General features: G+C 63.4%; 23 protein-coding genes and 3 pseudogenes. 12 read left to right on the top strand and 14 right to left on the bottom strand.

The annotated features are described in order from the left end of the window. Positions 1–8 precede the first annotated feature (8 nt). From ACZY0R_RS11060 to ACZY0R_RS11050, 3 genes are all read right to left on the bottom strand, one after another. Positions 9–1,367, bottom strand: coding sequence for a dicarboxylate/amino acid:cation symporter (locus ACZY0R_RS11060; protein ID WP_488858389.1), 1,359 nt, complete (start codon positions 1,365–1,367; stop codon positions 9–11). A gap of 93 nt (positions 1,368–1,460) precedes the next feature. Then, positions 1,461–2,429 (bottom strand): tripartite tricarboxylate transporter substrate binding protein, encoded by a 969-nt coding sequence (locus ACZY0R_RS11055; RefSeq protein WP_488858388.1) that lies wholly within the window; start codon positions 2,427–2,429, stop codon positions 1,461–1,463. Positions 2,430–2,561: 132 nt separating this feature from the next. Next, complete coding sequence (locus ACZY0R_RS11050) at positions 2,562–3,638, bottom strand: tartrate dehydrogenase (RefSeq protein WP_488858387.1); 1,077 nt, start codon at positions 3,636–3,638, stop codon at positions 2,562–2,564. Positions 3,639–3,784: 146 nt separating this feature from the next. Here ACZY0R_RS11050 and ACZY0R_RS11045 point away from each other — a divergent pair, with 146 nt between their 5' ends. Beyond that, positions 3,785–4,708, top strand: a complete 924-nt coding sequence (locus tag ACZY0R_RS11045) for a LysR family transcriptional regulator (protein WP_488858386.1) — start codon at positions 3,785–3,787, stop codon at positions 4,706–4,708. A 155-nt stretch (positions 4,709–4,863) separates the two neighbouring features. Here the strand turns inward: ACZY0R_RS11045 and ACZY0R_RS11040 are convergent, their stop codons facing one another. The 4 genes from ACZY0R_RS11040 to ACZY0R_RS11025 form a co-directional block, all read right to left on the bottom strand. After that, entirely contained in the window at positions 4,864–5,787 is a 924-nt protein-coding gene (locus tag ACZY0R_RS11040; RefSeq protein WP_488858384.1) for an NADP-dependent oxidoreductase, read from the bottom strand. Next, positions 5,787–6,215 (bottom strand): nuclear transport factor 2 family protein, encoded by a 429-nt coding sequence (locus tag ACZY0R_RS11035; protein ID WP_488858382.1) that lies wholly within the window; start codon positions 6,213–6,215, stop codon positions 5,787–5,789. The genes ACZY0R_RS11040 and ACZY0R_RS11035 overlap by 1 nt, the downstream gene beginning before the upstream one ends. A 91-nt stretch (positions 6,216–6,306) precedes the next feature. Continuing rightward, the gene (locus ACZY0R_RS11030) at positions 6,307–6,747 is read right to left on the bottom strand and encodes a DoxX family protein (protein WP_045240288.1); all 441 of its coding nucleotides are present in this window, start codon (positions 6,745–6,747) and stop codon (positions 6,307–6,309) included. 85 nt (positions 6,748–6,832) lie between these two features. Continuing rightward, positions 6,833–7,726, bottom strand: a complete 894-nt coding sequence (locus ACZY0R_RS11025; RefSeq protein ID WP_488858381.1) for a pirin family protein — start codon at positions 7,724–7,726, stop codon at positions 6,833–6,835. 99 nt (positions 7,727–7,825) lie between these two features. Between ACZY0R_RS11025 and ACZY0R_RS11020 the strand changes: the two genes are divergently transcribed. Continuing rightward, positions 7,826–8,740: a LysR family transcriptional regulator gene (locus tag ACZY0R_RS11020; protein WP_488858380.1), complete on the top strand. Its 915-nt coding sequence runs from the start codon at positions 7,826–7,828 to the stop codon at positions 8,738–8,740. Positions 8,741–8,908: 168 nt separating this feature from the next. Here ACZY0R_RS11020 and ACZY0R_RS11015 read toward each other — a convergent pair whose 3' ends face one another. Further along, complete coding sequence (locus tag ACZY0R_RS11015) at positions 8,909–9,931, bottom strand: class I fructose-bisphosphate aldolase (protein ID WP_488858379.1); 1,023 nt, start codon at positions 9,929–9,931, stop codon at positions 8,909–8,911. 303 nt (positions 9,932–10,234) lie between these two features. On the opposite strand from ACZY0R_RS11015, the gene ACZY0R_RS11010 reads away from it, so the two are divergent. From ACZY0R_RS11010 to ACZY0R_RS10985, 6 genes and pseudogenes are all read left to right on the top strand, one after another. After that, complete coding sequence (locus tag ACZY0R_RS11010; protein ID WP_488858378.1) at positions 10,235–10,828, top strand: J domain-containing protein; 594 nt, start codon at positions 10,235–10,237, stop codon at positions 10,826–10,828. Positions 10,829–11,864: 1,036 nt separating this feature from the next. Continuing rightward, positions 11,865–12,014: a helix-turn-helix domain-containing protein gene (locus ACZY0R_RS11005; RefSeq protein WP_488858377.1), complete on the top strand. Its 150-nt coding sequence runs from the start codon at positions 11,865–11,867 to the stop codon at positions 12,012–12,014. 214 nt (positions 12,015–12,228) lie between these two features. After that, positions 12,229–15,489, top strand: a complete 3,261-nt coding sequence (locus ACZY0R_RS11000; RefSeq protein ID WP_488859638.1) for an ATP-binding protein — start codon at positions 12,229–12,231, stop codon at positions 15,487–15,489. A 121-nt stretch (positions 15,490–15,610) separates the two neighbouring features. Next, entirely contained in the window at positions 15,611–16,996 is a 1,386-nt protein-coding gene (locus ACZY0R_RS10995; RefSeq protein WP_488858375.1) for an FAD-binding oxidoreductase, read from the top strand. Positions 16,997–17,100: 104 nt separating this feature from the next. Further along, a complete protein-coding gene (locus tag ACZY0R_RS10990; RefSeq protein ID WP_447431839.1) occupies positions 17,101–17,292 on the top strand; it encodes a hypothetical protein in 192 nt (63 codons plus the stop codon). Between the two features lie 232 nt (positions 17,293–17,524). After that, positions 17,525–18,163 (top strand): annotated as a pseudogene (locus ACZY0R_RS10985) (amidase family protein); the annotation flags it as partial. A gap of 126 nt (positions 18,164–18,289) precedes the next feature. Here the strand turns inward: ACZY0R_RS10985 and ACZY0R_RS10980 are convergent. Together ACZY0R_RS10980 and ACZY0R_RS10975 are read right to left on the bottom strand one after the other, a co-directional pair. Continuing rightward, positions 18,290–18,581: pseudogene (locus tag ACZY0R_RS10980) on the bottom strand (IS3 family transposase); the annotation flags it as partial. Between the two features lie 118 nt (positions 18,582–18,699). Then, a complete protein-coding gene (locus ACZY0R_RS10975) occupies positions 18,700–19,593 on the bottom strand; it encodes a LysR family transcriptional regulator (RefSeq protein WP_447432907.1) in 894 nt (297 codons plus the stop codon). Between the two features lie 107 nt (positions 19,594–19,700). Here ACZY0R_RS10975 and mdlC point away from each other — a divergent pair, with 107 nt between their 5' ends. Both mdlC and ACZY0R_RS10965 read left to right on the top strand, forming a co-directional pair. After that, positions 19,701–21,278, top strand: coding sequence for a benzoylformate decarboxylase (mdlC, locus tag ACZY0R_RS10970; protein WP_488858374.1), 1,578 nt, complete (start codon positions 19,701–19,703; stop codon positions 21,276–21,278). Positions 21,279–21,297: 19 nt separating this feature from the next. Then, entirely contained in the window at positions 21,298–21,552 is a 255-nt protein-coding gene (locus ACZY0R_RS10965) for an alpha-hydroxy-acid oxidizing protein (protein ID WP_488858373.1), read from the top strand. Positions 21,553–21,639: 87 nt separating this feature from the next. Here ACZY0R_RS10965 and ACZY0R_RS10960 read toward each other — a convergent pair whose 3' ends face one another. The 4 genes from ACZY0R_RS10960 to ACZY0R_RS10945 form a co-directional block, all read right to left on the bottom strand. Continuing rightward, positions 21,640–21,891: a hypothetical protein gene (locus ACZY0R_RS10960; protein ID WP_488858372.1), complete on the bottom strand. Its 252-nt coding sequence runs from the start codon at positions 21,889–21,891 to the stop codon at positions 21,640–21,642. Beyond that, positions 21,888–22,682, bottom strand: coding sequence for an ExeA family protein (locus ACZY0R_RS10955; protein WP_488858371.1), 795 nt, complete (start codon positions 22,680–22,682; stop codon positions 21,888–21,890). Before ACZY0R_RS10955 ends, ACZY0R_RS10960 begins: the two co-directional genes overlap by 4 nt. A gap of 1 nt (position 22,683) precedes the next feature. Next, positions 22,684–24,006 (bottom strand): DDE-type integrase/transposase/recombinase, encoded by a 1,323-nt coding sequence (locus ACZY0R_RS10950; protein WP_488858370.1) that lies wholly within the window; start codon positions 24,004–24,006, stop codon positions 22,684–22,686. A 129-nt stretch (positions 24,007–24,135) separates the two neighbouring features. Then, on the bottom strand, positions 24,136–24,669 hold the full coding sequence (locus ACZY0R_RS10945; protein WP_488858368.1) for a DUF6431 domain-containing protein: 534 nt from the start codon (positions 24,667–24,669) through the stop codon (positions 24,136–24,138). A 195-nt stretch (positions 24,670–24,864) separates the two neighbouring features. Here ACZY0R_RS10945 and ACZY0R_RS10940 point away from each other — a divergent pair. Together ACZY0R_RS10940 and ACZY0R_RS10935 are read left to right on the top strand one after the other, a co-directional pair. Next, positions 24,865–25,887: pseudogene (locus ACZY0R_RS10940) on the top strand (alpha-hydroxy-acid oxidizing protein); the annotation flags it as partial. Beyond that, a complete protein-coding gene (locus ACZY0R_RS10935; protein WP_488858367.1) occupies positions 25,884–26,966 on the top strand; it encodes an enolase C-terminal domain-like protein in 1,083 nt (360 codons plus the stop codon). The pseudogene ACZY0R_RS10940 and the gene ACZY0R_RS10935, both read left to right, overlap by 4 nt. Positions 26,967–26,986: the final 20 nt, after the last annotated feature.

The raw sequence follows: 26,986 nt of genomic DNA, 5'->3' as shown, positions 1-26,986 counted from the left end.
TTCCGGTATCAAGCGCTCTTGCGGGCGTCGGCGGCATAGTTCGGCTGCAGCGGCACCAGCGGGACGGGTTCCGGGGCGACACCTTCATAGAGTTGATCGAGGTCCTCGGGGTCGACTTCGCCATTGAGCACGCGTTGGACGCGGTCCTCGTCGAGTGCGCCGACCCACCTGGCAATCGCCATGGTCGCAACCGCGTTGCCGATGGTGTTGGTGATGGCGCGCGCCTCCGACATGAAGCGGTCCACCCCAAGCAGGAGAACCATCCCAGCCACCGGAATCTTCCCCAGCGACGCGAGCGTTGCCGCCAGGGTGATGAAACCCGAGCCGGTGATGCCCGCGGAACCCTTCGACGTCAGCAGCAGCACGCCAAGCACGACGAACTGGTCGGTGAGGGTCAATGGCGTGTTGGTTGCCTGTGCGATAAAGATCGCGGCCATGGTGTAGTAGATGCACTGGCCATCGGGGTTGAAGGTAAGCCCCGCCGGCACCACCAGCCCCACGACGGGCTTCGACACGCCGACGTTCTCCAGCTTGCGCATCAACTGCGGAATGACGGATTCGGACGAGCTCGTTCCCAGCACGGTCAGGATTTCGTCCTTGATGTACTTCAGAAATTTGAACAGGCTGAATCCGCAGATGCGGCAAATGGCACCCAACACAATCAGCACGAACAGCGCGCAGGTCCCATACATGGTGGCGACCAGCTTGCCAAGCGAAGCAATGGAGCCAAAGCCATATTTGCCCACCGTGAATGACATCGCGCCGAACGCGGCAATCGGCGCGAGGCGCATGATCATGCCGACGATCGCGAACATGGCATTGGCGAACGAGTCCAGGGCGGCGACGAACGGCTTGCCGCGCTCTCCAAGATGGGCCAGGGCCACGCCCATGAATACCGAGAACACGAGGATCTGCAGGATGTCGTTCTTGGCCAGTGCATCCACAATGCTCATCGGCACAAGGTTGAGCAGGAAGTCCATGACGCCGTCATGCTTCACCTGCGCCGTATAGGCGGCAATGCTCTTAGTGTCGAGCGTCGCCGGGTCGACGTTCATGCCGTGGCCGGGCTGTACCACGTTGACCACGATGACGCCGAGCAGCAGCGCAAATGTCGACAGCACTTCGAAGTACAGCAAGGCACGCCAGCCTACCCTGCCAAGGTCTTTCATGCTTTCCATCTTGGCGATGCCGAGCACGACCGTCGCGAAGATGATGGGTGCAAACACCATCTTGATGAGGCGGATGAAGATATCGCCAAGTGGCTTGAGCTCGCTGCCGATATGGGGCATGAAGATACCCAGCAGGATGCCCGCCGCCACGGCAATGAGCACCTGGACATACAGTGAGCTTATGAGTCGCCTTTTCATGATGTCTCCTGTGGCGACGCACTTGCAGCGCAGCCTGTCTTGCCTTCATCAAACGGATGCGGCCGACGTCTTCGCGACGGCCGTGCCTCCTGGTCAGTCCATGCTTACGCGCGCCTCTTTGACGAGCTTGCCGAAGCGGGTGACTTCTTCCTTGATCTGGGCCGTCATCTGGGCCGGGGTGTTGCCGACCGGTTCTGCGCCGATGGCGGCAAATTGCTTTTTCACATCGGGGAGTGCCAGGGCCTTGGTGATTTCCGTGCAAAGCCGGTTCACGATCTCAGGCGGCGTTCCCGTTGGGGCAAGGATGCCGAACCAGGAGGCGATGTCGAATCCTGGCAAGCCCGACTCGGCAAGGGTAGGCACATCCGGCAGTGCGGAAGAGCGCCTGGCCGTGGCGACCGCCAGCGGCTTCAGCTTGCCCGCCTTGATGTAAGGCAGCGCGGACGACGCGGTGTCAAACATCATCGAGACCTGGCCGCCCATCAGGTCGGTGATAGCCGGGGCGCTCCCCTTGTAGGGAACGTGGACGATGTTGCTGCCGGTCTGTGCCTTGAATTGCTCGCCGATCAGGTGATGGGCCGTGCCGTTGCCGTTGGACGCGTAGGTCAGCTTTCCTGGGTTGGCCCTGGCATAGGCAACCAACTCCTGCACGTTCCTGGCCGGGAAGCTCGGGCTGACGACGAGTACGTTCGGCACGATGGCAACGACGGAGACCGGTGTCAGGTCCTTTTGGAAGTCGTAGGAGAGCTTTTTGTAGACGTTCGGTGCGATGGTGTGATGAACCGCGCCCATGAGCAGCGTGTAGCCATCCGGCGCAGACTTTGCGGCGGCGTCCGCGCCGATGGTGGCACCAGCGCCCGGCCGGTTTTCGATAATGACGGGCTGGCCCAGCGCCTGCGTGAGCTTTTGTCCCACCGTGCGGGCAAGGACATCGGTGGTGCCCCCCGGGGGAAACGGGACAATGAGGCGAATGGGCTTGGTGGGATATGCCTGGGCGAAAGCGGCGCCGGCGCCGAGAGCGAGGGCGAACGCAGCCACCGCAGTCCGGATAACGGATTGCATGCCTGTCTCCTGATGGAATTCTTTGTTGGCCGGCCCATTCAGGGCCGGCACGGTGCGGGGCACCTGTGCCGGTGCTAACCCGCTAGCGGTTTGCTGCGGCGCGGCGCGGCAAGCCGCACTACTTTTCCAGCTTCAGGCCGCCTTCTTGACCTGATCGGCCAACACCTTGCAGATGGCTTCGGTGACAGACGCGGTGGTCGCATTGCCGCCCAGATCCGGGGTGAAGACGCCGTTGGCGGTGATCTGCTCGATGGCTGCCATCAGGCGGTCCGCCGCGGGCTTCTCGCCCAGATGCTCGAGCATCATGGCCGCGGTCCAGAAGGTGGCGATCGGATTCGCCACGCCCTTGCCCGTGATATCGAAGGCAGAACCGTGGATCGGTTCGAACATCGACGGGAACAGGCGTTCCGGGTTCAGGTTGGCCGTCGGCGCGATGCCGAGGCTGCCAGACAGCGCTGCTGCCAGGTCGGACAGGATGTCGGCATGCAGGTTGGTCGCAACCACCACGTCCAGCGTATGGGGCTTCAACACCATGCGCGTGGTCACGGCGTCGACCAGTTCGCGGTCAACCTTGACGTCCGGATAGCCCTTGGCGACTTCATAGAAGATCTCGTCCCACATCACCATGCCGAAGCGTTGCGCGTTCGACTTGGTCACCAGGGTGAGGTGTTTGCGGGGGCGCTTCTGTGCGATCTCGAATGCGAAGCGGTGGATCCGTTCGACCCCGGCTCGCGTGAAGACAGCTGTTTCAGTGCCGGTCTCGATGGGCAGGCCACGGTGAGTACGACCGCCGTTGCCTGCATACTCGCCTTCCGAGTTTTCGCGGATGATGACCCAGTCGATGTCCTTGCCATTCGCCAGCGGGCTCTTCACCCCCGGCAGGACGCGCGCCGGACGCACATTGGCGTATTGGTCGAAGCCCTGGGCGATAGGCAGACGCAGGCCCCACAGCGACACGTGATCGGGTACGTTCAGGGCGCCCACTGCGCCAAAGAAGATGGCGTCGAACTGCTTCAGGCGCTCCAGCCCGCCTTCGGGGATGTAGTAGCCTTTCTCCAGATAGTAGTCGGAGCTCCAAGGGAAATGCTCGACGCTCAGCCTGAAGCCGCCATCTTGTCCCGCCAGGGTCTCCAGCACTTGCAAACCGGCAGAGATGACTTCCGGGCCGATGCCATCGCCAGGAATGGCTGCAATCTTGTATTCACGCATAGCGTTGCTCCTCTCATTGTTTTCCACACACCGAAGGCCGCTTTCAACCGCCAGGCATGCCGGCGCCTTCTGTGAGCTAACTATCGTTGAAAACTGAGGGAGTAAGATAAACTTAATTTCAAACTAATATTAACTTGAGGTTGAAGATGGGACAGCCTTCGGAACTTGCCTTCTTCGCTGGCCTGGCCAAGGCGGGCAGCTTGTCAGCGGCAGCGCGTGAACAAGACGTCACCCCCGCGGCCATCAGTAAACGGCTGGCTCAAATGGAAAAGCGGCTTGGCGTGCGGTTGCTGAACCGGACGACGCGGCGCATCGGCCTGACTGCCGAGGGAGAGGTCTACCTCGAGCACGCCCGGCGCCTGCTCGTGGAGATCGAGGATCTCGACCAACTGATCTCCAGCAGCCATGTGGCGCCGCGCGGGACGTTGCGGGTCAATGCCCCGCTGGGATTCGGGCGAACCTACATCGCGCCCGCGATATCCGATTTCGCGAAACGGTATCCACAAATGGAGGTGCAGCTCCATCTGACGGACAGGCCGATGAACCTGGGCGATGAGGGATTCGACATAGGGATCCGGTTCGGCGAGATTCCTGACACACGCCTTATAGCGCGGAAGATTGCCGACAACCGGCGCCTGGTCTGCGCCGCGCCCTCCTATCTAAAAGCACACGGCACGCCGATCACGCCACACGATCTGACCCAGCATCAATGCATCGTGCTGCGCCAGAACGACTCCGCCTATGGCATCTGGCGCTTCGTCAAAGGCAAGAAGACGGAAACGGTAAAGGTGCGCGGCGCCCTGAGCAGCAATGATGGCGAAGTGACGCTGACCTGGGGCCTGGCCGGGCAAGGGATCTTGCAGCGCGCGGAGTGGGACCTTGCCAAGTACCTCCGAAGTGGCCGCCTGGTCTTGCTGCTCGAAGACTATGCCTTGCCACCAGCCGACATCTTTGCCGTCTTCCCGGAGCGGTTGAACATGTCGGCCAAGGTCCGGGCGTTCCTCGACTTCCTGGTTGCGCACTTTGAAGGAAAACTGCTCAGGGCGCGCGGGGGTACCTCGTCTTGGTAGACGGACGTTGCGATGAATCGGGCGCCACGCCTGCCGTACCGATGGCGCGCAAAGGGGACCGCACGTAGAGTCGGACCGGCGGCCCCGCCCCTTCACCGGCCGTTCGGCGGGCGGAAGATAGATGGCAGCGCCTCGCGCGCGTGCCAGCCGGCGCCTTATGCCGTTTGGATAATCACCTTGCCGCGCACATGCCTGGCCATACTCTTCGCCATTGCCTCTCCGGCTCGAGCCAGTGGATAAGTGGACTCAATTTCGACACGCAGTTTGCCTGATGCGTAAAGCATGGCCAGCGCGGAGAGCTGGGCACCATCAGGGCGCGTCGCAAAGTGCTTTCCGTCGGCGCCGACTTCATGGGCGCGCCTGGCATCCGGCGGGCTGACGCTCGATACCAGCGTGCCACCGCGCTTGAGCACTGACCAGGAACGCACTTGCGTGTCGCCGCCGACCAGGTCGAGTACAAGATCGACATTCAAAACCTTGGCGGCAAAATCGTCCTCGGTGTAATCGATCACATCTGTCGCCCCCAGGCCTTGCAGGTGGCTCCGGTTGGCGGCCGAAGCGGTGCCGATCACTTGTGCGCCGGCCAGGTTCGCCAACTGCACGGCCACGCTACCGACACCGCCAGCTGCGGCGTGGATCAAGACTTTCTGTCCCGCCTGAAGCTTGCCATGGTCGTGCAGCGCTTGCCAGGCAGTCAAAGCCGCCGCGGGAATGCCAGCGGCCTCCAGGAACCCGAGGCCCTTCGGCTTGCGGGCAAGGCGACCCGCATCCACCACGGCGCGCGTTGCATAGCCGCCGACGATGCCGATGAAGCCCAGCACTTCGTCTCCCGGCACCAGTGTGGTGACATTGCGTCCGACCGCAATGACGGTCCCCGCAGCATCCACCCCGGGCGTGAAGGGAAGGGTTAGCGGAATGAAGGCCTGCATGGCCCCACTGACGATCTTCCAGTCAATCGGGTTGACCGAGGTGGCGGCGACATCAATCAGCACCTCGCCATCACCGGGGCGAGGATCATCGAGTTCCTGCAGCGACAGGGAATCGGGGCCGCCGTAGGCGGCTACACGAATGGCTTTCATCAAAGGCTCCTTGCGGTAATGCCGACAATCGGGGTATCGAGTGCCAGCGCAGCCTGCACCGGGTCGAAGTATTCACGCAGATGCGCGATCCTGCCGTCTTGGGCCGTCAGGAACACGACGTACTCCTGCCGGTAGATGCGGCCGGTCGACTGGATCAGCCCTTCGGCGTGCACCCGCGCAACGGCTTGACGAGGGTCTGCCGAGGGTAGGATCTCGGCGTCGAAGAAGCGGAAATTCGATACCGCACCAATGAACCAGGAGACATGGCGGATCACCGCGTCCCGGCCGCTCAATTTCGACGGATGCCCGATGCCCGGCGCGTAGGGCAGTTCCCATACGATGTCCTCGGCAATCAGTTCCTGCCATTGCTGGTGGTCATCAACCAGCCACTGGAGGTGTTGCTGCAACAACTCTGCTGCGACGCTCATGATATTTCCTTGCGTGTCGGGCGCGGTGGTAGCGGAGATTCTTGCCGCGAACCTGCAACTACGTGCTCCCGGATTGTTGGGTACGTTGCATTCAATGCGCCGCGACGGCGCGCGTGCCGGTCGTGCTGCGGCGACCGTCGATGCTAAGCGCGCCGGCGCCATGGGCCACCACCTGCAGCAGACCGCCGGCCATCGCCAGGTTCTTCAGGAAGTGGAACATCTGGTTCTGATCGCCGAGCGCGTGATGGAAGATCAGCGCCGTGACCACGGCGTAGGCGGCAAGCAGCGCAGCAGTCAATCGCGTGCGATAGCCGGCAATCAACAGCACGCTGCCCGCCAGTTCCAGCACCAGCGCACCGAGATAGCCCAGCAGCGGCACAGGCAGGCCGAGCGAGCCGATGTAAGCGATGGTCGCACCGGGTGCCATCAGCTTGCCAAGGCCGCTGACAAGAAAGATGGTGGCGATGAGGGTGCGGCCGATCAGGGGAAGGGCCAGGCGCGAAGTTGCGGTCGTCGAGTTCATGGTGTGCATCCTTGGGTGAAGAAATGGAAAGTAAGTAATCAAGAATGAAACGTGGAGATAAAGCGGTAAATGCCTTGCCTGGGAGTCACTCGCATCACCGCAGACGACCATCGGCACGCAACTGCGTCCCGATCCTGGCGATCTCGGCTTCGCCCCTGCGGAGCGCGTCGTTCGATGTATGGACTGAGTAGTAGCCAAGTGCCAGGTCGTGCGGATGGGGGACCGCCGACGCGACGATGAAATCCACATCTGTTTCGGCGGTGAAATCGAGCGCGCCCTCGGACTGTGAGAAGACCGCGAGTTCGTCCTGCAGCAACTCGCCACCCGTCGCGAGCGTGCCACGGTTGACGTGTGCCCAGGCCACGGTGTGGCTTGCGGGCGGCTGATAGCGCCAGCTTTGGCCCGCCGCCAGGCGCACGTGCAGCAGTGCCACGCCGGACGGCGCGGCAACCGGGCTGTCTTTTCCATCCAGTGAGCCCAGTACCAGGCGCACCGGTCCTGATTGCGGTATCGAGGACGCCGGAAGGTATTGGCTGTGTGGCGTGCCGTTCTCCAGGCTGCGCGGCAGGGCGATCCACAGTTGATAGCCCTGGAAGCGGCTCCCCTTCGCGGGGCTGGCTGCGTGCCAGATGCCGTTGCCCGCCCGCATCCATTCGACGCTGCCCGCCGCCAACACGCCGGCCGCGCCGGTCGTATCTTCGTAGTGCAGTTCGCCCTCGAGCAGCACGGTGAGGGTAGCGATGCCCGAGTGCGGGTGCATGGGGAACAACGCGTCGCCTGAGGGTGCAAAATCGAAGTAGTCGAGAAAGACGAAGGGCTTGATCAGCTTGCCAACGTCGCCGGGACTGACGATCCGTGAAACGGGACCATGCCGGCGGCCACCGGTACGCAGCACGATGGCACGATGGCTCGCCGCATCCGGCTGCGCGGCGTGGTGCTGGGTCTGGCCCGCGTCTCCGGCGTGACGGGTCTGCGTTGCATACTCCATGAAAATCTCCTTCGGTGATGACATGACCGAAGGTTAGGTGCTTGACATATATATTGGTAGCCTATATTTCTAGATGAAATCCATCTAAGGAATAGATACATGCTTGATGGCGTATCCCTGGACCAGCTACGCACCTTCATCGCGGCCGCCGACGAGGGCAGCTTCTCCGCGGCGGGGCGGAAGCTGCGGCGCGCGCAGTCGGTGGTGAGCCAGACGCTTGCCAACCTGGAGGGGCAAATCGATGTCCACTTGTTCGATCGCAGCGGCCGCTATCCGCGCCTGACCGAGCAGGGCGCCGCGCTTCTGGCGCAGGCGCGGCTGGTGGTGAGCGGCATGGACGGCTTCAAATCCAAGGCGCGCGCGATTGCCGAAGGACTTGAACCCGAGCTGTCTGTGGTGGTGGATGTCATGTACCCGATGGCGTCGCTGACGGTGACAGTGGGCGAGTTCCGCGATGCGTTTCGACACACCCCGCTGCGCTTGTATGTGGAGGCGCTTGGCGCGGTCATGCGCCCCGTAATCGAGCGCGTTTGCCGGCTTGGCATCAGCGGATCGATGCCCGCGGTTCCCGAGACGCTGGATGCGGAAAAGCTGCTCGACGTGCCAATGGTCACCGTGGCCGCGCCATCGCATCCTCTGGCATCGCGCAAGGGGGCTATCCGGGTACGCGAACTGGAGGGCCACGTGCAATTGGTCCTGACCGACCGCACCACGCTGACTGAGGGGGAGACCTTCGGCGTCTTCTCGCCGCTGACCTGGCGCCTGGCCGATCTGGGCGCGAAGCATGCCTTCTTGCGCGCCGGCTTCGGCTGGGGGCACATGCCAGCGGCAATGGTGCAGGGGGATATCGATGCGGGCGACCTGGTGGCGCTGCGGCTGGACTTCCAGCCGCGTACCCCGCCGATCGCCATGTTCGCGGTCTACCGCAAGGACACGCCGCCCGGCCCCGCCGGCCGCTGGTTCCTCAACCGGCTGAAGCAGACTTCGCAGCGACCTTTTCTGCACCGATACTGAGCGCGCTTACCGCAAGCTGGAAGCGCGAGCATGTGATGCTCGCGGTCACGTCACTCCGTCTACAAGGCGCCCGCAGAACCCGAGCAGAGCGGGCGCCTGATGCAGGCAATTCAGGTCAGTGGCGCGCAAGCGTTTGAGCGCCCGGTCCAGACCGCGCCTGCCGAAGGCTCAGCCCGCAGCGGTCTCCAGCGCCGCTTCGTATTGCCCCAGGCAGGCCATGCCATTCAGCCGGGCGCGCTGCAGCAGCGCCCGTTGCGCTTGCGCCGCGTTAGCGGCCTCGCCGCGCCAGGCCAGCAGGGGCGGCTCCTGCAAGGCGCGTCCGTAGGAAAAGGCCAGCCGCCAGGGCAGCGGGCCGAGCCGGTTCATGGCATCGAGATTGGCGGTGGCCTCAGTAGGCGTTTGACCGCCGGACAGGAAGAAGATACCCGGCACCGCCGCCTGCACCGTGCGCTTGAGCACCTGCAGGGTCTGCATGGCAACCTCGGCCGGCGGCGCGTGCCCGGCCTCCTTGCCGGGGAGCACCATGCTGGGTTTCAGCAGCATGTGTTCGAGCACCACCGCATGCCGGTGCAAAGCGTGAAAGACTTCGTGCAGCACGGTCTCGGTGACCTCGGCGCAACGCGCCATGGAGTGCGCGCCATCCATCAGCACCTCGGGCTCGACGATGGGCACCACGCCCGTCTCCTGGCAGATCGCGGCATAGCGTGCCAGCGCCTGCGCATTGGCCTGGATGGCAAGCCGGCCGGGCAGTTTGTCGGACACGTTGTACACCGCGCGCCACTTGGCAAAGCGCGCGCCCTGCTGGCGATAGCCGGCAAGCCGCTTGGCCAGCCCGTCGAGGCCCTCGGTGATCTCGTCGCCGGGAGCGTGGGCTAGCGCGAGCTTGCCCTTGTCCACCTTGATGCCTGGCACGATGCCATGGCGCGCCGCCAGCTCCGGCAGCGGCGTGCCATCGTCGGCGCGTTGGCCCAGCGTTTCCTCGTACAGGATCACGCCGCTGATGAACTCACCAAGACCTGGTGTCGACAGAAGCAGGTCGCGCCACGCCCGGCGGCTCTCCTCGCTCGATGCCACACCGATGCGCTCGAACCGCTTGGCGATCGTTGGCCCGCTCTCGTCGGCGGCCAGCAGGCCTTTGCCCGCTTGAACCAGGGCGTCCACAGTGGCTTGCAGCTCACTTCGTGTGTCCATGATGTGGCTCCGTAAAGGTGACATGGAAACAAGCATTTACTCATAAGCGCAATCGCGCAAGCGAGCCGGGGCGCGCAGCCAGTGCCCATGGTGGCCGGCCGAACACTTCGCGCAGCTTGCCCTTGGCCTGCTCGAGCCAAGCGGCGATCTCCCCGGGGCTGCCGTAGGCGTGCGCCGTGCCGAATGGCGTCGATATGCGTAGAAGTGCACTACCAGTAACAGCACCACATTGACACGGCGGTGACGCTGCTGGCGCGTCACCCCGTGCTAGGATAAAAGCCCCCCAGCAGCTGCCCCAGGCCCATGACCACCCTCTACGCGACCCTCGGCGTGCAATCGGACGCCACCCTGGACGAGATCAAGCGCGCCTACCGCCGCGCCGCGATGAAGTGGCACCCCGACCGCAACCTTGGCCGCGAGGCGCAGGCGCACGAGGCATTCCAGGAGATCCGCGATGCCTACACCATTCTTTCCGATGCCGGGCAGCGCCAGATCTACGACGAGGTATTTGAGCGGGAGATGCGGCGCTGCCAGGCCGAGCGCGAGGCGCAGGAAGAACAGGAGCGCGAGGCGCAACGCGAGGGCCAGCGCGTCGCGCAGGAACACTATGAGAAGATGGTCGCCACCGCGATGCGCTTTGCCGGCGACGGCCACAACCGCGACGTCATCTTCGGCGTGCTGCTCGGCCGGGACTGCGACGCGGAACTGGCGGCACGCATCGCGGACAGCACATGGGCCTTGCAGGAGTCGCGGCGGGCAACCGTGCCGGCCGCGGACGCGCCTGACACCGAGGCCGCCGGGGCGACGGCGTCAAACCCCGACGAGGTGACGCGGCCCAGGCGTCACCCCGGCGCCTTCGATTCGTTCTGGCACGGCTTGTTCGGCCTCCGCTCATAGGGGCGGAGCGGGCTGCGCCAACGGCATCATGACGATGCCGCCCTACCACGCCGATCCGCGCGATCGGAGCGCTGCCGTATCGTATCGGCTCGCGGCCATCATTTCGTCTTCGCACGGCGCGTCCTGGAGCACATAGTCGAAACGCACATGTGTGAACGGGCCCGTTACGCCAAGCGACGCAAGCTCCGTCAAGCCTTCTAAGGGACCTCCTGCCGCCAGCGCGCGGCGATTGCGCTGGGTGGCCTCGGCGCGAACCTGCCGGCCGCTGCGATCTCTTTATACGCCGACGACCCGTTGCCGAACGGCGGCAAAGGCCGAATAGCCGACCTCCGTCCCACGGGCCCCGATGGCGGAAGCCAAGCAGTTTCGGTCGCCCGGTTAAGCCGGCTTCGCAGTACGCTTGAATCCGGCAATTGAGTTCGGTCCGCTGTGGGCGTCTGACAAGAGCTGTCATAGCCCTGTCAGCGTGCCCTGGCGCTTCGGGCAATGCAAGTCGGCGCTTTGATTATCGGGCAGTGAGAAACCGCCTCAGCTTTTACCGAGCCGTTTGTGTTTCGATGAGGACCAAAGCAATCTTGCGCGTCGAACTACTGCTGCCACCTGGCCTGGCGCGTTCGCGCTCCTCAAAAAGCTGGAAGTGGACTCCAGACGCAGACCACAATTGTCCGGCGAGGGAATGGTGCCGCAATACATTCGTCTAGCTTTTTTGTGTCACGCAGGACGAGCTCCAGGACGACCTCAAAGTGGCTCGACGCGACGTGTTCCAAAGTGGCCAATAGATTCGCGTGATGAAGTCTCAGCGCTTCATCCAACTCTTCCTGAGACCGCATATCGCACCGGCGTGACATCTCGACGAAAGCGTCGAGGCTGATCCCATGATGCAGCGCACATACCGCGTGGAGATTATGGCGTTAAATGCACTTGTCAAGCCGCGAACCCGTCGAGCGGTTTCGCTTTCGTCCCGGCAAGCCTCTGCGGCGAGCGTAGTTCGCACTAGACTGAAGAACGCAGAACTGCCATCCGGATGATCCGAACAATGCGCAAGCTCGAAGGCGTGGTCGGCTTCGTCGCCGTAGTGGAGGCTGGCGCGATCAGCGAGGCCGCGCGCCGCCTCCATCTGTCCAAATCCGTCGTCAGCGAGCGCTTGGCCGATCTGGAAAAAATTCTTTGGGAGCGACCCTGCTGAGACGCACGACACGACGGCTGGCGCCTACCCGGAATGGCGCATCGCCTCCGGCTCCGGAGTCCATTGACATCGCCCACGCTGAAGTCCGATGCGTGCCTGCGCGATTACGCACGTTTGTCGAGTGCGTCCGCACCGCCATCGGCAGTCCAGCGTACCAGGACGTGGGCCGGCCTCCACGACGCCGCCGAAGTCGCCTAGATCGCCGGTGACCAGCATGGCGCCTGAAGCTCGCTACTCTGTCCGCCTGTTCGGCGAGTTCCATCTCGACGGCGCCGACGCGCCGATGCCTGACGCGAATTCTCCCCGCTTGCAGGCGCTGCTTGCCTATCTGATTTTGCATCGGGACGTGCCGCAGTCGCGCCAGCAACTCGCCTTCCTGTTCTGGCCCGATTCCACGCAAGCGCAGGCACGCAACGCATTGCGTCAGCTCCTGTTTCATCTACGCAAGTCATGGCCGCACGCAGCCAGTTTCGTCCACGCCGATGCGCAAATGGTGCGATGGTTGCCCGATTCCGCGTTCGATCTCGATGTCGCGCAGTTTCAGTCGGCCCTGGCCACCGCGGCGCGGGCCGCAAGCAACAACGACGCGGCCACCGAGGAAGAGCTCCTGACGCATGCAGCGGAACTGTATCGGGGCGACCTGCTAGCCAGTTGTTACGATGAATGGATCGCCCCGCAGCGCGATCAGTTACGCGAAGCGTGCATCGCGGCGCTCGTGCGGCTCAGCCAGTTGAGCGAGGACAGACGCGACTACGCAAAGGCGTTGAAACACTCGCAGCAGTTGCAGCGGCTCGACCCATTGCGCGAGCCCACCTATATGGCGTTGATGCGCCTGCATGCCCTGAATCACGATCATGCATCCGCGCTGCGCGCCTATCGCAACTGCGTTGAAACGTTCACGCGCGAGCTGGGCATCGTGCCCAGTGAAGCCTTGCGCGAGGCCTATGCGCGCCTTGCTGCCCAGGCTGCGCCAACACCGCGTCGACGCCCACGGGACCCCATGCTGTCAATGATCGGACGCCACGACGAATGGCGGCGGCTTCTCGAAGTGTGGCAGCGTAGTCAGCTTGGCGACAAGCAGTTCGCCCTGATCTCGGGCGAGGCGGGCATCGGCAAGTCGCGCCTGGCGGAGGAATTGCTCGTGCACCTTTCCGGGCAAGGCTTCACCACGACCCACTCGCGCGCGTACGCGGCCGAGGGGCGGGTCGCGTTTGCGCCGGTCACCGGCTGGCTGCGCAGCCCCGCCTTGCACGAAGCGATGAGCGGACTCGACAGACTGTGGCTGACCGAAGTCGCGCGCCTGTTGCCAGAGCTGCTGACGCAACAACCCGGCCTGCCTCCGCCCTCCCCACTCACCGAATACTGGCAGCGCCAGCGGTTCTTCGAAGCGCTGGCGCGCGCCGTGCTGGCGACAGACGGGCCGCTGCTGCTGTTGCTCGACGATTTGCAATGGTGCGACGCGGAGACGCTTGAATGGCTACGTTTCCTGATGCGCTTCGACGTGAGCGCGAAGCTCCTCGTGGTCGCCACGGCGCGGCATGAAGACATCACGCCCTTGCACGCCGTGAGCCGGCTGCTTGACGCCTTGCGGCGCGACGACCAGCTCACGGAGATGTTGCTGGGCGCGCTGGATGCCGCCGAAACTGCGAAGATCGCGGCGCAGATCATCAATCGGCCGCTGGCCGATGCGGAGGCAACCCGGCTATTCGAGGATAGCGAAGGCAATCCCCTGTTCACGGTCGAGATGATGCGCGCCCGGTCCGGCACCGCGACGGCCGGCGGCACGCCGCACGGCACGGTCCCGAAGTTGCCACCCAAGGTGTACACGGTAATCTCGAACCGTCTTGCGCAACTGTCGCCTGCCGCGCGCGATATCGTCGGCGTCGCGGCGATCATCGGGCGAGCATTCACCGCCGATGTGCTGGCCCAGGCGAGCGACGTGCGCGAGGACGCCCTCACGAATGCGCTGGACGAACTCTGGCAACGAGGCATCGTGCGCCAGCCAGACAGCGGGGGCATTGCCTTTGACTTCAGCCACGACAAGATCCGGGACGTGGCCTACGCCGAGGTCAGTCCGCTGCAACGCCGCCGCCTGCATCAACGCGTGGCACGCGCACTTGAACAGGCGCCGGACGATGATCTCGACGCTGCCAGCGCGCAGATTGCCGCGCACTACGAACAGGCGGGCCTGCCAACCGATTCAGCCGCGTTCTATCGGCGCGCGGCCGGCGTTGCGCAGAGTGTGTACGCCTATGACGATGCCATCGCCCTGCTGCAGCGCGGGCTGGCGCAAGCCGATCAGATCGTCGATCCGCAAGAGCGCGCTCAGCAGTCGCTGGCATTGCAACTCGACCTTGCGCCGCCGATTCGCATTTCCCGTGGGTGGGCGGCACCGGAACTCGACGCGCCACTGCGGCGCGCCGTGGAGCTCAGCAGACAGACGGGCGACTTCGGTCAGCAGGCGCGCGCCCAGGTCAGCCTTGCCTTCTTTCTCGTCGTCAGTGCGGAGCTTGCCCAGGCACGGAGCCTGAGCGAGGAACTCATCGCGGGATTGGGCACTTCCGGGTCGGGTACCTACGCGTCGATGGCATGGACCAACATCATGGGGAGCCTGGTCCAGCAGGGTGACTGGGTGGCGGCGGAGCCAGCGTATCAACGCGCGATCGGCGCTTATGACGAAACCCAGCACGCCGAGCATGTGTCGTTGATGGGCGGAAACTTCGGCGTGCTGGCCTCGGCGTGGTCGGCCCATGCATTCTGGTTCACCGGGCTAGCCGATCAGGCCCTCCGGCGTGGACGCGAAGCGCTGGAGGTGGCAAACCGGCTGGCACACCCGTTCTCCCAGGCGCTGGCGCTGTCTTATCTTGCAACGCAGCATGCCCTGCGCCGGCAGCACGGTCTCACGCTTCACTACGCCCGACAGGCACGTTCGATCGCCGATCAGTACCACGTCGGCTACTACCTTGCCTGGGCTGACGTGCTGCTCGCCTGGGCCAATGCAAAGCAGTCGCCCGGTGCCGACGCCGTGGCGGCAATGCGGGCGGCGATCGAGGGCTTTCATGGCACCGGCGCGCGCCTGCGGCTGCCGCTGTATCTCGGCATGCTGGCGGAATGCCTGGGTGACGTGGGCGAGACCGAGGCCGCGCTTGCGGCGCTGGATCAGGCGCTCCATCATGCGGAGCACACTGGCGAGCACTGGCTGGACGCGGAGCTCTATCGCCTGCGCGGCGAGCTTCTGCTGCAACGCAGCGCCAATCTGGCCGAAGCCGAATCGTCGCTGATCAAGGCGATCGAGATCGCCACCGCCCAACGGGCTCGCCCTCTCGAGCTACGCGCCGCGCTGTCGCTGGCGGCGTTGCGCGAGCCGCGGGAGGGTATCGGCGCGCGCCGAGTGGTCGAGCCGCCGCTCGCCCGATTCACTGAGGGCTTCGACCAGCCCGACATCGTCCGGGCGCGCGCGTTACTGGCGCGCTAGTGATGGTTTGGCCGCTCCGGGCCAACCGCGCCGGAGATTGGCGCATATAACGGTGCGCCTAACGCCTTTCAAACGCCGAGGTTGATAAAACTCCTGCATACCAACCGGACAGGAGACAACCATGGAAGGGGCTCTGGGTGAAACCGTCGCCACCGCGCTGAAGCCGCATTTTCGGGGGCAATTGATTCAGCCTGGCGATGCGGCCTATGACCAGGCACGCGCGGTGTACAACGGCATGATTGACAGGCGCCCGGCGCTGATCGCGCGCTGCACGGATGTCGCGGACGTCATTGCGGGGGTGAACGCCGCGCGAGACAGCGGCATGCTGCTGGCCGTACGTGGCGGTGCGCACAATGGCGCGGGGCTCGGCACATGCGACGGCGGACTGGTGGTCGACCTGTCGCCGATGAAAGGCGTGTTTGTCGATCCGAAGCGCAGCACCATTCGGGTTGGTGGCGGCTGCACCTGGGGCGATGTGGACCACGCCGCCAGCGCCTATGGACTGGCGACGCCGAGCGGTTTCATCTCGACCACGGGCGTGGGTGGGCTGACGCTTGGCGGGGGCATTGGCTACCTCAGCCGCGCCTACGGCCTGACGATCGATAACCTGCTTGGCGCCGAGGTCGTTCTGGCCGACGGGCGACTGGTCAATGCCAGCAGCGACGAGAACGCGGACCTGTTCTGGGCGCTGCGCGGCGGTGGCGGCAACTTCGGCGTGGTCACCTCATTCGAGTTCAAGGCCCATCCCGTCGGCACGGTCTACGGCGGCCCGATGCTGTGGCCGATGGACCAGGCGCGCGAGTTGATGAAGTGGTGGCGCGATTTCATCCTGACTGCGCCGCAGGACATCAACGGCTGGTTCGGCTTTGTGACGGTGCCGCCCGGGCCGCCGTTCCCCGAGTCTGTCCACCTGCAGAAGATGTGCGCCGTGGTGTGGTGCTACACGGGTCCACTCGATCAGGCCGCGGCGCGCTTCAAGCCGATTCGCGACGCCATGCCGCCAGCGGTGGACTTTGCCGGCCCCATTCCCTGGCCGGTCTTGCAGAGCCTGTTCGATGCGCTGTATCCGCCTGGCCTGCAGTGGTACTGGAAAGCCGACTTCGTGAGCGACCTAAGCGACAAGGCCATCGATCTGCACATCAAGTATGGGCACCAGTTGCCGTCCATGCACTCGACCATGCACCTGTATCCCATCAATGGCGCGGCGCATCGCGCGGGCCCCAATGACACGGCGTTCAGCTACCGCGATGCGAGCTTCGCCAGCGTGATTGTCGGCGTCGATCCCGACCCGGCCAACAACGACCGCATCGTGCAGTGGGCCAAGGACTACTGGCTGGCGCTGCATCCGCACTCGGCTGGCGGCGGCTACATCAACATGATGATGGACGAAGGCAACGACAACGTGAAGGCTGCCTATCGCGACAACTACGCGCGCCTGGCGAAGATCAAGCGCAAGTACGACCCTGCAAACCTGTTCCGCGTGAACCAGAACATCAGGCCCGCCTGAGCGTGGGACGAAGGTTGCGACTGCTGAAATCATCGTGGGACTCGCCGCCCTGATTCCCGGCGGCTCCCGCTCCCCTTGCCTGCCGGAATCGCGAGGAGAAGTTCATGAGCAAGCTGGTTTGGGCCGGGCTCGTAGCCCTGGTGCTTTTCACTGCCTGCACTGACGCCGGGAGGAGCGTGGACTGTGCCGGCGGCATATCGATGGGTGGGTTGGGTGCAATGGAAGCGCTCGGTGAATTGGCTGGCGCAGCTTTCCCGATAAACGGTGGGCAGTTTTCGCTCTATCTGTTGCGATAGGCCTGGCCCTGCGGGAGACCTACCAAGAAGCGTTAGACAGCATGAGCAATGGGTTCGACGTGACAGCCGAGGTCGGCGAGACGTTTGAGCACTGCCTGCATCTGAGCGGTATCCCACGCCCTGGTCTCCTTCTCTTCTTCTTGCCTTCCTTCGTCCTTGCCTCCTTGGAAGAGCGCAGGAAAGAGGCACGAGGAAGGCAGAAGGCAGGCACAGTGAAGAGAGAAGGCAAGGCAGGCAGTGCGACGAGGTAACCTTTGACCTGGGCGACGTGCACCACTGCTTCGACGTGCTGCGCGCCGAGAGCTTCGTCGCCGGCATGCACGAGGCCTACCAGCGCGATCCCGCCAGCCTCGGCCCCAACACCCGTGCGAACTACGAGATGGGCGCGAAGATGTCACTGGCCGATAGCGCGTGGGCGCAGGCCGAGCAGAACCGCATCCTGCAGCGCTTCCAGCAGGCCTATCGGGACTACGACGTCATCCTGTCACCCACCACGCCGGTCTCGCCGTTCCCGTGGACCAGCCTGTACGCGGATACCATCAACGGCGAGAAGCAGGAAAACTACTACCGCTGGCTGGCCCTGACGTATGTCGTGACCCTGACCACGCATCCTGCCATCTCGCTGCCCTGCGGCACCGACGACCTCGGCATGCCGTTCGGCCTGCAGGTGACCGGCCGTTTCCGGGGCGACGGTGAAACCCTGGGCGTGGCCCAGGCGATGGAAGCGGCGTTTGCCGCATCGGCGGCATTGCGCCGCCCCGTTCCCGACCTCGCCGCCCTCAGGCCTGCCGAGCCCGCGCTTCGTTCTATCGTCACTGCACCGCCGATCTTCAGCGCAGCGACGCAAGCGAGCGGCGTCTCGGCGGTGTAAGCGGCAACCTCCCCTTACCCCGACCGCCGTGTGCGATCACGGAAAGCGGTCGGGGTGATGGCTCCCAAGACGGAACCAACCTGGTTGTGATGTTGCCCCTGTCTGGTGTAGCTCTTAGCTGTCGGGTTATGCGGCATTTTTACGCTGTGCCGCATGCCAGCGTTGCTCGTATTGCATGAGGCTGAGATATCCGAGCGTGGAATGCAACCGTCGGTGATCATAAAAGGCTATCCAGTCGAGCACCGCGTCCATGACCTCTCGCCGGGTGGCGAACTGTCTTCCGTGCAAACAGGCGGTCTTGAGACGTCCCCCAGAAACTTTCGATCGGTGCATCCTGGCAATTCCCCTTCCGACTCACGGACGAGCGCATGCCCCAGTCGCGCATGGCGCGCTGGAACTCATTGCTGCAATACTGGCTAACAACCGGAATCCTCAAGGTGTGCTGGATTTGGCGCTTACGATAAATCGACTGGATCAGAAAGGAGCAATCGAGCGCGCCAACCATCGAAGAGAGGTAGCGTGCGTCAGATCGCGCGTCAAAGAGTGCTGAGCACCTGGTTGATAGTGTCGCAAAGCCATTGCTGAGCCGCCAGGTCTTCGGTTTGCGGGTACCAATACAGGTTGACCTCAAACGACGGAATGGGAAAGGGCAGTGGCAAGACCCGCATGCTGCCTTCACTGGCAAAAGCACGTGCGATGCGGGTGGGTAGAGTTAGCAACAGATCTGTGGATGCGACGACGGCCACCAAGCTCGTGAAGTGGGTAACCCTCAGCGCGACCTTGCGTTCGAGTCCCATTCCATTCATCACATCTTCGACGAGATGATGGCCGGTGAATGGTGCGACCACGACGTGGCTAGCCCCGACAAATTGTTCAAGAGATAGCGAGTCTGAAATTGTCGGATGAGCGGTTCTCAAAAGGCAGGAATAGCTTTCAGTGAACATCGTCTTTTTCCGCGCGCGTCCCCCGGCGATCGTCACGTTGCCGACCGCTGCGTCAACGCTCCCCGCCTGCAGCCAATCGCCAATCCGTTCACTGTCCATCTGAACCACGTCGAGGCCGACATGGGGGGCGATTCGTTTGAACTCCTGAACCAGCGGCGGCAGGAAATACAACTCGCCCAAGTCCGAAAGCGCCAGTCGGAAAGTTCTCGTCGACTGCTGGGGGTCGAAGTGGCGTGTAGCGGATATGGCGGACTCGATGCTGTTCAGCGCATTTCGAAAGGAATGGAAGAGCTGAGTGGCATTGAAGGTGGGAACCATCCCATCCCGCGTGCGGGTGAAGAGAGGGTCATGCAGTACGTCTCTTAAGCGATTCAATGCGTAGCTAACCGACGGTTGCGTCACGCTAAGCCGTTTCGCGGCGCCACTCACGCTCTTCGTCTCATAGATAGCAACGAAGGTCCGGATGAGGTTGAGATCGGTAGTCATGAGCGACGTCATCAATATAGATGGTGTCTATTATAAGATCGAAAAAATGATGATTGGATTAATTTTCGACCGCCCCCTACGATGGGTCAGTTACAAGGAAATTTGCCATGACTACCGTTCATCAAGCCGCTTACGAGATCCTCCGCGCACAGGGATTGACCACTTTCTTCGGCAACCCGGGCTCCAACGAATTGCCCTTCCTCAAGGACTTCCCTGCGGACTTCCGGTACGTGCTGGGCCTCCATGAGGGTGCTGTCGTAGGCATGGCGGACGGCTATGCTCAGGCTACTGGCCGGCCGGCTCTGGTCAATCTTCATTCGGCGGCTGGCACTGGCAATGCCATGGGTGCTCTGGCTAATGCCTGGAATTCGCACACGCCGCTCGTGGTAACGGCAGGTCAACAGGTCCGCCCCATGGTGGGGGTAGAGGCATTGCTCGCCAACGTAGACGCCGCAACCCTCCCGCGTCCCTTGGTCAAATGGAGTGCCGAGCCAAGCTGTGCGCAAGAAGTGCCGCTGGCACTGAGCCGCGCCATTCATATGGCGGCTACACCGGCACCTGGTCCGGTGTACCTCTCTATTCCCTACGATGACTGGAAGCAGCAAGCCGGTCCGGGCGTAGAGCACCTCTCGAACCGGCGCGTCGAAATGGCGGGTATGCCGAGCCAGGAAGCGCTCGCGCGCCTGGTAAGGACGCTCGAAGGGGCCGTGAACCCTGTCATGGTCGTGGGGCCCGATGTTGACGCCACCCAGGCGAACGGCTCGGCCGTTGCATTGGCGGAGAAACTCGCAATGCCGGTGTGGATGGCGCCCTCTGCCCCGCGCTGCTCCTTCCCGACGACGCATACCTGCTTCCGTGGCCTGCTGCCTGCGGGGATCGCGAGCATCAGCCGATTGCTGGATGGCCACGATCTCGTGCTGGTCGTCGGCGCGCCGGTGTTTCGATACCACCAGTATGAACCCGGTGACTTTCTTCCGAAGGGTACACGGCTTATCTCCATCACATGCGACCTGAATGAAGCGGCCAGGGCGCCAATGGGCGACGCGATCATCGCCGACATCAATGGCACGTTGCGCGCGCTCGCAGACTCGGTGAGCAAGGCCTCCCGCCCACTGCCTGCCCTGCGCATTCGCCCGGCACTGGCGCAAGACGAGACTGGCCCACTCTCGCCGGAACGGGTCTTCGACATGATTGACGAGATGGCCCCACGGGATGCCATCTATGTGAACGAATCCACTTCCACAACCAACATCTTGTGGCAGCGACTCAGAATGACGGAGCAAGGCAGCTACTACTTCGCGGCAGCAGGCGGCCTTGGATTTGCACTGCCGGCGGCAGTCGGCATTCAGTTGGCCAAGCCGGATCGACGCGTCATTGCCGTAATCGGGGATGGTTCCGCCAACTACGGGATTCAAGCCCTGTGGACGGCAGCTCAATACAAGATCCCTGCCATCTTCATCATCATGAAGAACGGCACCTACGGCGCATTGCGCTGGTTTGCCGGTGTGCTCGAAGCCGAAAACGTGCCCGGCCTCGACGTTCCCGGCCTGGACTTCTGCGCCTTGGCCAGCGGCTATGGCGTCGACGCGCTGCAAGCCGACAGTAGCCAGGCACTCGTCGTCGCACTCAGGAAGGCACTGTCCAGCGACCGGCCCGTGCTGATCGAGGTGGAGACTCGGGCTTGAGCGGAAGGGGTCTAGTGTCATGGTAAAACCAGTCAATACTGCGGACTTCCGCGCGCTTGCAAAAAAGCGCCTGCCGCGAATGGTCTTCGACTACCTTGATGGAGGCGCCGAGGACGAAACTGGCCTGCGCCACAATCGTGAGGCCTTTGAGAACATTCGATTCCAACTGTTACGTCTCGGGCTGTATGAGGTTCGGTTTCGCGAGCTATTCGAGGTGAGACGGCGGAGGTCGTCGCGCGCTGCGGCAGGAGACGGGCAATCTTGTGCAGCGTGAGATGGAACGCGGCGGCGTCAGGAAGCCGTCGCGCGATGTAGGTGCCGGAGTGCAAACAGCCCCGGCGGTTTGGGCCGGGGCTGTCGATTAGAACGGATCGTCGATACGGTGTCGCGGCGGTACGTAGTGCCATGGTTCATAGTAGCGCCGGATCTGATCGCGGTACGTGGCGCTGAACCACAAGAACCACTCGGAGAGGAAGTGCTGGATCTGGGCCGCGGCTTCGTCCGAGAGTTCCGGCGGCACTGGTAGGTGAGGCATAGCAAGACGGACGGTGCTGGTCTTCTTTTTCTTCTTTGATCGCATACTGGAAGCCTCTTTGTGCGGGTTGGTGGTCATCGCAATTCCTCGATGGCCTGTTGCAGCAGTTCGTCAGGCAGGTGATTGAGACCTTTGGGAACAGCCAGTTGCATGGCGGTGCGCAGGATGCGCCCGGCCTGCCGGGGGAGGCCACGCGAGGCCTGCCGCAGCAGTTCGAGCCCGGAGTCGGCCAGCAGCGTGTGGGTGCAGCCGGCGCTCTTGAGCGCGTGCGCGATGAGTTGCGCGAAGCGTTCGCGCTCGATCACCGGTTTGAATTGCACGCGCGCTTGAATGCGTCCATACAAGGCGGCGTACGGCGCGCGCTCGAGCGTACTGGCCAGACTCGGATGACCGGCGAGCCAGACGGTGAGCAGGTCACGGGCATCGAAGGCGAAGTTCAGGAACGATGGGAAGTCACGGAAGAACTCGGGCGGCAGGTTCTGGGCTTCGTCGATGATCCATACGGGCAGCAATTGTTTGCTGTCGGCGAGCTCGGTGATGCGCAGCTTCAGGTCGCGCCACAGGTCGGCACGCCGATAGCTGGGTTCGAGGCCCAGCGCGCGGGCCAGCGCCCGGTACAGATCGACGCGGCCGAACTCGGTTTCGGCCAGATAGATGACCAGATAGCGATGCGGGTTGAGTGTGCTGGCGATGTGGCGTAGCGCGGCGGTCTTGCCCACGCCTGGCTCGCCAGTGAGCAGGCCGATGCCGGGGCTGCTCAGCAGCCACTGGAAGCGCTCGGCCAACTGGGCGAGCGCGCCATCGTCCCACAGTTCGGTCGAATCCTTGTCCAGCGGCGCGCGACGCAGGCCGAAGTGTTGTCGGTACATGTCATTCTCCCTGCTGATAGTGACGCTGGTGGACCATCTCGATCAGGTTGGGCCCCGGCGCGGCGGACTCGCCGGTAGACGGTTCCGGCTGGGGTCTGCGGCGTTGCCGCGTGCGGTTCGCGACGGCGTCGAGTTCGGTGGCGGCGCCCAGCGGCTGTCCGGATTCGTTCTCGACGCGCTTGACCGTCGCGGTGTGGGGATCGACGACGAGCATCACCGTCTTGCCGGTGAGTTCGTACGGGACCTCATAGCGCTTGCCCTGGTACGACACGGTGCCATCGCGGCGCACATGGCGCGCGACCCGATGGAGGAACAGCTCATCGAGTTGCGCGGCCAGCGCGCCCAGCAGGCGGATCCTGGGCAGGTCCTGCTGATAGCGGGCCAGCGGCGTCTGGTCGCCGAGCGCGCTGTGTTTGCTGCGGTGATAGACCTCCTCGACCCAGGCCCACAGACGGGCGTTTAGGTCGGCCAGGTCGTGCAGATGGGTGATGTCGAGCTCGCCGAGGAACTGGTCGCGTAGGGTCCGGTGCCAGCGTTCCAACTTACCCTTGCCTTCTGGCGCGTATGGCCTGCAATAAACCAGTCGGATCGACAGGCGTGCGCAGATGGCTTGCAGCGTCGAGGCGCGATAGGCCGCGCCGTTGTCGACGACGATCATCTTGGGGACGCCGCGTCTCAAGAGCGCCTGCTTGAGCACGCCCTCGATGTCCAGCGCGGTCTCCGACAGGCAGAACGCGCTATGGGCGATGAGCCGCGAGGCGTCGTCCATCAGCGAGACGAGATAGGTCTTCATACGCCGGCCGCCGAGCGACAGCGTGGGGCCGTGCATGACGTCGCCGTACCAGATGGAGCCGGCGTGTTCGGCGACAAAGCTGCGCTTCTCGTCAGGCACGACGGTTGGGCCGGCAATGCGCGACAGGTCGTGCGCCTGGAGCAGACGGTGCACCGCGCAGCGCGAGAGCGAGTCGCGCGGCACGACGCCGGCGGCCTCGAGCAGCAGGCGGATCTGGCGAATCGAGCGGCGCGGGTTCTCGCGCTTGGCGGCCAGCACTGCGGTTTGCACCGGCTCGGGGAGCTTGGAGCGGCCAGTATCGGCGCGGGGCTTATCGGCCAGGCCTGCCAGGCCCTCGCGTCGCCAGGCGTAATACCAGGCCTGTAGCGTCTTCTCGCCGATGTGGCGCCGTCGGCTGCCGGGAATGGCGTACTCCTGCTGGGCGAGTTGCCGCAGCATCTGCTGCAGCTCACCGCGGCCGAGCTTCTCTCGGCTGACCAGCGGGCCGAGCACGGATAGGCGAAACAAGGCCTTCGGATCGATGTCGTTCATGTACGTTCCTAGTCAAAGAAGGAGCCGATATGAGACCTGCAATCCGAATCTGGCGGCAGTGGGCAAACTGTGTGTAGCGCTGGCTACAGCGCGGATTGGCCCATCGCGCACCACGCTGGAGTCAGCGCATCATGGGACATCCAGGCCATCTTGCTCGAGCCAGGCCATGGCTTCGCACAACGGCATTCGCGCGAAGCAGGTAAGCCAGAACGCGGCGGTGTCGGTGGTGCGTCCCAGTTCGGCAAAGCGGCTGCGCAGATGGAACATGCTGGTCGCGCTGTGGGTCTGGAGCCAACGCCACCAGCGCTGCACGGTGTCAAAGCTCAGTGCGAACACGGCGCTGACACGGCGTAGCGGCGCGCCGATGAGCAGGAGCAGCAGGACTTGCTGCTGTAAGGCCCAGTCGTACCAGCGGCGTGGACAGATGCACAACGGCAAGCGCGAGCATGTGCGGCGACATGCCGGGCAACGAAAGCGCAGCACCGGCACTGGATTGAGCGTGGCGACGGCGCTGCGGTCGGCCTTGCGGTGATAGCAGCCGTGGCACCAGAGGCAGGTGCCACCGCAATGGCCGCAGGCCTGGGGCCGATACGACTGCGGCGTGGACCTGACGGCGCGAAGATGTTGTTCGAGCGTGGGGAATGCGAATACAATCCGATGCATGGGCCGGTCTGTTCTAATGTTCGTGTGAGGTTGGCAAACATCTCACGATATCAGAGGAGTACTGGCCCTCTTTACGTCCGTCGTGTCTCGCGTTACTCAAGGCGACGTTCCTGAACTTGCTCTCGCCGAAACCGCGATGAATCCCCCTTGCTAGGCCTCAAATTCTGCGGGACGTAACACCAACCACGACGCCTTGTCGACGTCAGCACACGCAGCACGCAGTCGTCGTTGTTCGGCAAATCTTTGCCGACACCGATGGTCATTGCACCGACGGGCTTGAATGGTGTGTTCTGGCCCGATGGTGATCTGGCGCTTGCCCGGGCTGCGGGAAGATTCGGCATTCCTTTCGCGCTTTCGACAGCATCGACGGCGTCGATCGAAGCTGTCGCCGATGCCGCCTCGGGCGAGCTCTGGTTCCAGCTATACATCGTGCATCGCAAGCTTGCCGAGGGCCTTGTGCGCCGGGCCCTTGCTGCCGGATACACGACGCTTATCCTCACCACTGATGTTGGTGTCAACGGCAAACGCGAGCGCGATATGCGCAATGAATTCTCGTTGCCGGTCCGCTACAACCTGCGTACGTTAATGGACGGCGCTCTGCATCCGCGCTGGTCATTGGATTTGCTGCGACATGGTATGCCGCAACTCGCCAACTTCGCATCGGCGGAGGCCACTGACACCGAAGTACAGGCGGCACTGATGAGCCGGCAGATGGACGCCAGCTTCGCCTGGAATGACCTGCAATGGCTGCGCGACCTCTGGCCACATACGCTTCTCATTAAAGGAATCAGCCGCGTCGACGACGCCGAGCGATGCATCGCGATGGGAGCCGACGGCGTCATTCTTTCGAACCATGGCGGCAGACAGCTCGACGGCGCGATTTCACCGATGGACGCGCTTGCTGAGACAGCCGAGCGTGTCGCCGCGCCGATGCTCATCGACAGCGGAATTCGGCGCGGGTCGGACATAGTGAAAGCGGTCGCGCTGGGCGCGAGCGCGGTTTTGGTTGGGCGCGCGACTCTCTATGGGCTCGCCGCTGACGGCCAGCGAGGCGTGGAAGCTGTCCTATCGCTGCTCCAGAGCGAGATCGACACCACGCTCGCGCAGATCGGCTGCTCAGCCATTCCGCAATTGAACCGGGACTTCATCTGGCCAGGCCCGCAGCAGGTTCACACAGACCTGTCTTCCCAAAAACCCCTTCTCTACGCAACGCGATGAAGCACGACATCAAGATCACGGGACTGCGCGCCCGGTCCGTCAACGTTCCTCTGGAATATGCGGTCAAGACGGCCGTGGGAACAGTCGCCACCTCGCCGCTCGTGCTGATCGATCTGACGACGGACGCGGAAACGACTGGAAGCGCGTATGTCTTCACCTACACCCCGCTCGCTCTGAAATCGGTTCAGAAGATGGTCGAAGACCTCGCCGTCGTCGTCACCGGTATGGAACTGGCGCCTGTGGCAATCGATCAACTTCTGCAATCGCGCTTCCGGCTCATCGGTAACACGGGCATCGTGCGAATGGCGACAGCCGGTATTGACATGGCGGCGTGGGATGCACTGGCGAAAGCCAGCAACCTACCGCTTGTCGAACTTCTCGGTGGAAAGGCGCGACCTCTGCGCGCCTATGACAGTCACAGCATGGACGGTGTCGAGCTCGGCACCAAGCGAGCAAGAGGTGCGGCAGAGGCTGGCTTCAAGGCAATCAAAACCAAGATTGGCTACTCGACGCTGCAAGAAGACATTAGCGTGGTTCGTGCCATTCGCGAAGCGGTCGGAAGCAATGTCGAGATCTTCGTCGACTACAACCAGGGCCTTACCGTTCCAGAGGCCATCCGCCGTGGTCGAGCACTGGAGCAGGAAGGCATCGCCTGGCTCGAAGAGCCAACGCTTCAGCATGACTATGAAGGGCATGCGAGCGTCCGGAATGCGCTGAACGTCCCCGTACAGATGGGCGAAAACTGGTTCGGTACTGAAGACATGGGCAAGGCGCTGGATGCGCGTGCGTGTGACCTATGCATGCCGGATCTGATGAAAATCGGCGGGGTAACCGGGTGGCTTCGTGCAAGCGCTCTGGCAGAGCAAAGAGGTCTCCCCATGTCGAACCACATCTTCCAGGAATTCAGCGCTCATCTCCTTGCCGTCACTCCGACCCGCCATTGGCTTGAGCGCATGGATCTCGCCGGCCCGATTCTCGAGCCTGTCCTCGCTTTCAAGGATGGCATGGCGATCTTCGGCGACGCACCGGGCGCAGGCATTCTCTGGCGCGAAGACCAGGTTGAACGCTTCACGGTGTGACAAACACTGAGGCAAGACAC

This window comes from Cupriavidus sp. F041 (assembly GCF_057814235.1).
Note: the sequence above shows the minus strand (reverse complement) of the source record. Positions and strands in the feature narration are given on the sequence as shown.